Origin of the sequence: Streptomyces bobili, assembly GCF_002154575.1 — a bacterium.
GTDB classification, from domain to species: domain Bacteria; phylum Actinomycetota; class Actinomycetes; order Streptomycetales; family Streptomycetaceae; genus Streptomyces; species Streptomyces bobili.
The window spans coordinates 1-7,949 of record NZ_MUBA01000430.1 but is presented as its reverse complement, the minus strand read 5'-3'; the positions used below and the strand labels follow the sequence as shown (position 1 = coordinate 7,949).

Sequence of the window (7,949 nt, the reverse complement as noted above, 5' to 3'; positions counted from 1 at the left end):
GTCATCGACGCCAAGGGCAGGCCCAGCGGGCAGAACGGCGCGGTCGCGGCTGAGCCGGGGACCGCTCGGCCCTGCCCTTGGCGTCGATGACGGTGGCGTGCAGCGTCGTGTCGGTGAGGCAGTGGTCGAAGGCGTCGCCGCCCAGCTCGTACGCGGGTTCCAGGACCGCCGTTGACACGACGTGACCGTTGCCGATCATGCGGGAGGGGGGGAGGAAGGCCTGCAGCAGTTCGGCGGGCAGTTGCATCGGCTCGGTGCGGGTCCGGCGCGCGAAGGAGTCCTTGTACGCCCGCTTGGACGTGGTCATCATGCCGAGGAGCGCGGCCAGGGCCCTGCCGCTGGTGAGGGACGCCGCGGTGAGGGCGGGGGCGTGGACGGCGAGGACGCCCAGGCGTTCGGCCCCGTCCAGCAGCGGGAACCACGCGGTGATCCCGCCCGTCCCGGATCCCCCGACGCGCAGCGACTGCGTACGGTACGCCCATCCCGCCGGCGAGCGCCTTGGTGCAGCGGGCGCAGGCGGCGGACAGTTCCGAGGTGGAGTTGACGGGGTCGGCGAGGAAGTCCAGCACGTGCTCGTCGCTTGCTTCGGCCGCCATGTCCTCACCCACCACATGCTCGTGTGATCACTTCGCCGAAGTCTCACACCGCTCGTCGGCTTCCGCAGGGCGGCGGAGCCTACCGGACGATGTCGGCCAGGTGCGGCACGACGCGGGTCAGCTGGATGACGCCCCACACGAGCAGGAGGGCTCCCGCGGCCTCCGGGAGGAACCACCAGCCGGTGCGGACCTGCTCGCCGAAAAGGGTGATGCCGAGCAGGAGGCTCACGGTGGCGTCGCCGATGGTCAGCGCGGGTTGCGAGGCGACCAGCGGGCCGGCCTGGAGGGCGTTCTCCAGCAGCAGGAGCGCGCAGACGCCGGCAAGGGCGAAGCCGTAGGTCTGCCAGGCGGTCAGGAAGCCGGGGAGGCCGGCGTCGGCCAAGCGGCCGGTGGCGGACTTCATCAGCGCGGCGGTCAGGGCGTTGCCGATCGCGGCGGCCGTCGCCAGCGCCGCCGCCCGGAAGAGGGGTGAGCGGGTGGGGCGGGCGACAGCGACGGCTCCGGCCATCGCGCCCAGGCAGAGCATCAGTACCGGGATCCAGTGCGTCATGGGCGCCTGGTCGCGGGCGCCGGAGGGAGCCGCAGCCAGCAGGAGCAGGGCCAGACCGGCCACCAGTGCCCCGACCGCCCGCCAGCCCTCGGGGGAGAGGCGGCGGTGCAGCAGGGGCCCGGCCAGCAGCAGTGCGAAGGGCAGTTCCAGGATGAAGAGGGGCTGCACGAGGGCCAGGGGCCCGTTGACCAGGGCGAGGGCCTGAAAGAGCGCGGCGCCGATGACACCGGCGATACCGACGACCCAGGCGGGCCGTCTCACCAGGGCGCGCAGCAGTCGCAGGCTGCCGCCGCGCGGCACCGTGGCGGCGGCCTTTCGCTGGAACGCCGTCCCCACGGCGTTGCTGGCTGCACCGAGTACGGCGAACAGGACGGCGAGCACGGTCATGTGATCACCATGCCGCGATCGGCGGGCGGGGCGTGGGAGGCGGATATTGAGGAGGAGGGTGTTCCCGTTCCCGGGCGGGACGCCGACGGCCGGACACGGAGCGGGAGAGACGGTGGACGCGTCGAGAGAGCCCAACGGGTCGTCCGCGGCGAGCGGGGAGCGCCGTACGGCGCCGCTGCGCTGGTCGGTCGTGGTGTTCTGGCTGGTCCTCGTCACGGTGGTCCTGGCGGTCATCGGGGTCTTCCTGGACCGCGAGACCAGGCTCGCGCCGTTTCTCGTGGTGCTGCCCGCGCTGATCGCCGGACGGGGCGGCGTGCGCCAGACCGCTGTCGCCTCCACCTGGGTCACGGTGATGATCGCCGCCGCCCTGTTCGACACCGCGGACGACACGATCGGCGCCGCGACGGCCACCGTCGTCTTCGCGGTCGTCTTCAACGGGCTCAGCGTCGCGCGGGCGGCCCAGCGGGTCCGCAGCGAGCGGGAGATCGCCCGGCTGCGGTCCGCCGCGGCGGCGCTCCAGCGGCAGTTGCTGCGGCCGTTCCCGCTGATGACGGACCAGCTCATCGTGCACGGCCTCTACCAGCCGGTGGAGGAGGACAGCCGGGTGGGCGGCGACGTGTACGAGGTCGTGTCCTCGCCGTACGGCAGCCGGGTCTTCATCGCGGATGTCCAGGGCAAGGGGTTGCCCGCCATCAGCGCGGCCTTCTCGGTGCTCAGTGCCTTTCGTGAGGCGGCCGTGGCCGAGCCCACGCTGACCGCGGTCGTCGACGCCCTGGAGGACGCGGTGCTGCGGCACAACTCCTTCGCGGCGCAGGCCGGCGAGAGCGAGCGGTTCGTGACGGCGCTGGTCCTCGGCATCGGTCCCGACACGGAGGTCCAGGCGATCAACTGCGGCCACGTCGCGCCGCTGATGCTGCACGGCGACCGGGACGGTCCGGTACTCAAGGGCGAGCCCCACGTTCCGCTCGGTCTCGACGCGCTCTCTCCGGAGCCCCGTACGGTCGAGTGGTTCGCCTTCCCGCAGGGCGGCACGCTGCTGCTGTGCACCGACGGAGTCACCGAGGCACGGGATCCGTCGGGGACGTTCTATCCACTGGAGGAGCGCGCCGCGGCCTGGGACGACGTCCGCCCCGGCGAGCTGCCGACGACGGTCTACCGCGACGTGCGACGCCACGCGGCGGGCACGCCGGGCGACGACACGGCGTTGATGGTGCTGCGGAGGCGGCCGCTCGGCGAGGTCGACTGACGAGCCCCGGCCGTGCTCCCCGGCGGTCGGGGCCTTTGCCGTCGCCCGACCGCGCGCCGCTCACACCGGTCGGCAGCCACGTGCCCGGTATGCGTAGAGTGGTATGCCGCGCGGACCCACGCGATTCCCTTTTCCGGAGCCCTCATGCCCGTCCCATCGGTCGGCCCGGACGGCGAGCTGGACGCGCTGTTCGGACTGGACGCCCTCGAGCCGCCCCCGTCCTCCGCCGGCCCGTCGTTCCGCGACTCCGTCACCGCCCGTCGCCTGCTGCCCGTGCGGGAGATCTACGCCGAACCGGCAGCCGCGGCCTCTGCGCGCGGCCGCCGGATCATCGCCCGCTTCCCCGAGGCCCGGTTGGTCGAGGTCGCCTCCCACTGGCGTGTTCCCGGACTGCACGGCAACGAGGGGAACGTCGAACGGTGGGTGCGCGTCAAGGGCGAGACACTCGTACTGGGCGAGAGGAAGACGCTCAGCACGCGCCCCAACGGGCGCTCGGCGGACTGGATCGCCCCCGGCCCCTCCAACGGATGCGCCCTGGCGTGTGCCTACTGCTATGTGCCGCGCCGCAAGGGCTACGCCAACCCGATCACCGTGTTCACCAACCTCGACCGGATCATCGCCCATCTGGGCCGGCACATCGCACGGCAGGGTCCCAAACGGGAGCCCAACCAGTGCGATCCGACGGCGTGGGTGTACGACATCGGGGAGAACGGCGACTGCTCGGTCGACGCCCTCGTCTGCGACAACACCGCCGACCTGGTACGTGCCTTCCGCCACTGGCCGACGGCCAAGGCGTCCTTCGCGACGAAGTTCGTCAATCCCGACCTGCTCGCACTGGAGCCGCGGGGCCGCACCCGGATCCGCTTCTCCCTGATGCCCGAGATCGATGCCCGTCTCCTGGACGTGCGCACCTCACCGGTCGCCGCCCGTGTCGCCGCGGCAGCCGACTTCCTCGACGCCGGTTACGAGGTGCACTTCAACTTCTCGCCCGTCGTCCTGCGGCCGGGCTGGCGGGAGGCCTGGGGGGACCTGCTCCGACATCTGGACGACGTGCTGCCCGAGAGGGTCAAGCGGCAGGCGGCCGCCGAGGTGATCATGCTCACTCACAACCGGGAACTGCATGACGTGAACCTGGGCTGGCATCCCCGTGCCGAGCAGGTGCTGTGGCAGCCGGATCTTCAGCAGGCGAAACGTTCCGAGAACGGCGCGTCGAACGTCCGCTACCGCAACGCGATCAAGGCCGAGGCGTTGAGTGCCCTGCGCGACCTGGTCGGCGTCCACGCGCCGTGGCTGCGCATCCGCTACGCCTTCTGAACCGTTCCCGACCCGCACACCCCGCAACGGCGGAACAGGGTCAGGGCAGGGGCCGGGCAGCACGGTCGGCCCGGCCTCCGGCCCCGAGCAGACCGGTGGGGCGTAGGGGCGCCACCGCCTCCCGCCGCGACAGTTCGCGGCGGGACACACGCAGGACCACAGGTGGCAGCGCGGTCCGGGCGAGCTGCGCGAAGCGCAGCCAGGCGGGCACGTAGACGGCGGGGCTGCGGCGTTCGACGGCGCGGGCGAGGGCCTCCGCGACGGTTTCGACGGGGTGCACCCGCCGTGCCGGCGCCGGCATGTGCGCGCGCAGCTCCCGCAGGACGGCGTGCTGGTCCCCGTCCCGGATCATGTCGGTGTCGGTCCAGTTCAGATAGGCGATGCCGACCGCGACACCACGGTGCGCCTCCTCCGCCCCCAGTGCGTGCGCGAAGGCCTCCACGCCGGCCTTGGAGGCGCTGTAGGCGCTCATCAACGGGGCGGCGCCCAGGGCGGCCAGGGAGGCGATCTGAAGGTAGTAGCCCGCCGTCTCCCGCAGGTCCGGCAGGAACGCGTAGGCCGTGAGGGCGCTGCCGACGAGGTTCACGTCGACGACGCGACGCCAGGAGGCCATGTCCTGGCGTGCGAAGGGCCCGCCCTCGGCGATGCCGGCATTGGCGACGACGGCCGACGGCGGGCCCAGCCGGGTACGGACGGTCCGGGCGGCGTCCATCAGTGCCTCCTGGTCCGTGACGTCGGTCTCGACGGCGATGGCGGACGCGGGCAGCGAGGCCGCGACGGCTTCCAGGGAGGGCCGCTCGTGGCCGAGCAGGGCCAGGCGGGCGCCGCGCCGGGCGAGGGCCCGCGCCTGGGCGGCGCCCACCCCCCGCGCGGCACCGGTGACGACGACGGTGCGGTTCTCCAGGGGGCTGTGTGCCTGCGCCATGGCTCGCTCCGATCGTCAGCCGGCTCTGTCGGCCTCAGGTGGGCCGGGCGTGGCCCGCTCGGTCCCGGTGGGTGAGGGCGCGCTGGAGGTGCACCAGTCCCGGCGACCGGTGCCGGCGCAGCGCCGCTCGGGCCGCGTTCGCGCCCGGCGCGCCGTGCACGCCGCCACCGGGATGGGCGCTCGCCGAGGCGAGGAACAGGCCGCGCAGCGGTGTCTCCGGCCGTCCGGTGCCGGGCAGCGGTCGGAAGACGAGCTGTTGGTGGATGCCCGCGGTGCCACCGTTGATGGCGCCCGCGCGGAGGTTGCCGTCAAGTGCCTGGAGGGTGGGCGGGGCCAGGATGCGGCGGGCCCGGATGAGTGTGCGGAAGCCGGGAGCGAACCGTTCGACCTGGCGTTCCATCCGGTCGGCCATGACTTCCTGCTCCTTGGATCCCCAGGAGCCGGTGAGGCCCTCGTCGCCCGCGTCGGAGACCACCTCGTGCGGCACATGGGTGTAGGCCCAGGCGGACTCGGTGCCGTGCGGGGAGCGGGACGGGTCGGCCGTCGTCATCTGACCGAACAGGCAGAACGGGCGGTCCGGGACCTGCCGCATCGCGATCTGCGCGGCGAAGCGGGTGAGTTCGTCGAGGCCGTCGGCGAGATGGACGGTGCCGGCCCGCGCGGCCGGTTCGGCACGCCAGGGCACGGGTCCGTCGAGGGCCCAGTCGACCTTGAAGGTGGCGAAGTCCCACTCGAACCGTTTCAGGTCGGCCAGGAGTTGGGCCGGAAGGTGTTCGCGCTCGACGAGTTCGCCGTAGAGCGCGGGTACGGAGACGTCCGCGAGGACGGCGCGGCGGGCGGTGAGTGTCCCGCCGTCGGTGGTGCGCACGCCCACGGCGCGGCCGTCGCGGACGACAACCCGGTCGACGCGTTGCCCGCAGCGCAGGGTGCCGCCGCGCGAGCGCAGACGGCGGACGAGCGCCTCGGTGAGGGCGCCGGCGCCGCCGGCCGGCACGGGGAAGCCGTACGTCTGGCCGAGCATGGACATCAGCCAGCCGAAGCCGCCGCTGCCGGCGGCCTCCGGGGCGAGGTCTGCGTGCAGGGCGTTCCCGGCGAGGAGGAGCCGGCCCCCTTCGCCGCCGAACTCCTCGGCGCCCATGCGGCGCACGGGCAGCAGGAGGGTGCGGGCCAGCCGCAGACCTCCCGCCGCGCGCAGCCGGACGGCGAGCCGCCCCGTGGCCTTCACCGGTGGGAAAGGGGTGAACAGGGCGTCGATGATGTCGGGGCGCAGCCGCTCCCAGATCTCGTGCAGCCGTCGCCAGGCTGCGCCGTCCCCGTCGTGGAAGGCGTCGAGGGAGGCGGCGGTGGCGTCGATGCGCCGGTGCAGGACCGCGCACCTGCCGTCGCTCAGCGGATGTGCCAGGACGTGGGGTGCGTGACTCCAGCGCAGTCCGTGGTCCTCCAGACGCAGGGCCGCCACCACCGGGGAGGCGGCGGCCAGTGGGTAGAAGGAGCTGAAGAGGTCGCTCACGAAGTCCGGGTCCACTTCCCGGTCGTGGCGTACCGCGCCGCCCGGTTCGGACTGCTCCTCGACGACCTCCACGCTCCAGCCGGCGTCGGCCAGCAGGTTGGCGGCGACCAGGCCGTTCGGCCCGGCCCCGATCACCACGGCGTCAGGCATGGCCGTGCGCCCGGACGGGCACCGGGCCTGGTCCGGGGTCCGTGCTCGCGTCCTCGCACACCTCGGCCAGCCGGGCGAGCATCGTACGGTGGCGGAGCTGGATCAGCGCCTCCACGCCCGCGTTGTGCAGGGCTCCGCCCATGCCCTGCAGGGGGTGTTCGTCCACGATCACCAGGCAGTGCTTGCCCCAGGGGCGCAGCTCGATGGCGATCCGCGCGGTGCCGAGCACGCCGGCGCGGGCCTCCAGTTCCAGGGCGACGCCCTCCTCGCATCGCCGTACGACGGTCTGGTTGGTGAGCCGGACGGGTCCGAACCGGACCTCGTAGCCGATCTCCGCGCCGACCTGGGGCCACTGCCCGAGTACCGGATGTGACTCCGCCGTGCCCACCACCCATTCCGCGTACCGGTCGCCGTCCGCCAGGACGGCCCACACACGCTGTGGGGATGTCTTGATCAGCCGATGCCGGACCGCCACGACGACCTCCTGTGCTCGGGTTTCGCTCATCGCCAAGTGCCCCTGTGACCGTCGGCGAACCGGGGTGACGAGAACAATTTCCGATGCGGCCGTGAAGCCCGCGGTTTCAGCCTTCGCCGGACAGCTCCCACGGGCGAAGGCCCGTGGCGGAGTCCCACGCGCGCAGCCCTTCGGCGTCCATACAGACGATTCCGCACTGCGTCGCGTACTCGGTGGCGGGTGCGGTGAAGTCGGCGGTCGTGACGACCACGGCGACGTCGGCCTCATGGACGGTGAAGCAGGTGCCGCCGAAGCGCTGCAGATCCTGGGAGCCGACCTTGTGGCCGTCCCCGTAACGCTTGCACTGGAGGACGAGTCGGCGTCCGTCCGGTGCCACCGCCGTGACGTCGGCGCCGAGGTCCCCTGCTCCGCCCACGACTTCGACGTCCGTGCAGCCGTCGCGGGCGCACAGGCCCGCTATCGCCTGTTCGAACTCTTCCGGGTCCAGGGCCTCGTAGTCCGTGACCTGCGTGGCGGCGGCCGTTTCCAAGAGGAGCGTCTCCGCCCCGCTGCCGACGCCGGCCGTCCGAGCCGGATCGGCGACACCGGCCGGGACGGCTTCGACGGCCGGCTCGCCGAGTGCGTCGACCGCTGTCTCGGCCGCTTCCTCGAGGGCCTCGGTGGCGCGCCGGGCGAGTCTGCGCACCGACCGACGGCGTCGGCCCCGAAAGCAGGTGACGGTGAGGGCGAAGCCGACGACGAGAAGAGTCACGGCCCACGCGGGGCGGCGTTCCGCCGCCGCGGCGGCGGTGCGGGC

8 protein-coding genes are annotated in these 7,949 nt (G+C 73.1%); 2 read left to right on the top strand and 6 right to left on the bottom strand.

Annotated features, from left to right (window positions below):
• Position 1: 1 nt before the first annotated feature.
• Positions 2-310, bottom strand: coding sequence for a hypothetical protein (locus BZL64_RS42065; RefSeq protein ID WP_341868836.1), 309 nt, complete (start codon positions 308-310; stop codon positions 2-4).
• A gap of 365 nt (positions 311-675) precedes the next feature.
• On the bottom strand, positions 676-1,533 hold the full coding sequence (locus BZL64_RS29040; protein ID WP_086772133.1) for a DMT family transporter: 858 nt from the start codon (positions 1,531-1,533) through the stop codon (positions 676-678).
• Positions 1,534-1,645: 112 nt separating this feature from the next.
• Between BZL64_RS29040 and BZL64_RS29035 the strand changes: the two genes are divergently transcribed.
• Together BZL64_RS29035 and BZL64_RS29030 are read left to right on the top strand one after the other, a co-directional pair.
• Complete coding sequence (locus BZL64_RS29035) at positions 1,646-2,779, top strand: PP2C family protein-serine/threonine phosphatase (RefSeq protein WP_086772132.1); 1,134 nt, start codon at positions 1,646-1,648, stop codon at positions 2,777-2,779.
• 144 nt (positions 2,780-2,923) lie between these two features.
• Positions 2,924-4,093: a spore photoproduct lyase family protein gene (locus BZL64_RS29030; protein ID WP_086772131.1), complete on the top strand. Its 1,170-nt coding sequence runs from the start codon at positions 2,924-2,926 to the stop codon at positions 4,091-4,093.
• Between the two features lie 40 nt (positions 4,094-4,133).
• Here the strand turns inward: BZL64_RS29030 and BZL64_RS29025 are convergent, their stop codons facing one another.
• The 4 genes from BZL64_RS29025 to BZL64_RS29010 all read right to left on the bottom strand — a co-directional run.
• A complete protein-coding gene (locus BZL64_RS29025) occupies positions 4,134-5,018 on the bottom strand; it encodes an SDR family oxidoreductase (RefSeq protein ID WP_086772130.1) in 885 nt (294 codons plus the stop codon).
• A gap of 34 nt (positions 5,019-5,052) precedes the next feature.
• Positions 5,053-6,678 (bottom strand): phytoene desaturase family protein, encoded by a 1,626-nt coding sequence (locus BZL64_RS29020; protein WP_086772129.1) that lies wholly within the window; start codon positions 6,676-6,678, stop codon positions 5,053-5,055.
• A complete protein-coding gene (locus BZL64_RS29015; protein ID WP_086772128.1) occupies positions 6,671-7,153 on the bottom strand; it encodes an SRPBCC family protein in 483 nt (160 codons plus the stop codon). The genes BZL64_RS29020 and BZL64_RS29015 overlap by 8 nt, the downstream gene beginning before the upstream one ends.
• A 106-nt stretch (positions 7,154-7,259) precedes the next feature.
• Positions 7,260-7,949, bottom strand: a 690-nt coding sequence (locus BZL64_RS29010) for a restriction endonuclease (protein ID WP_107430364.1), incomplete at its 5' end; no start/stop codon positions are given.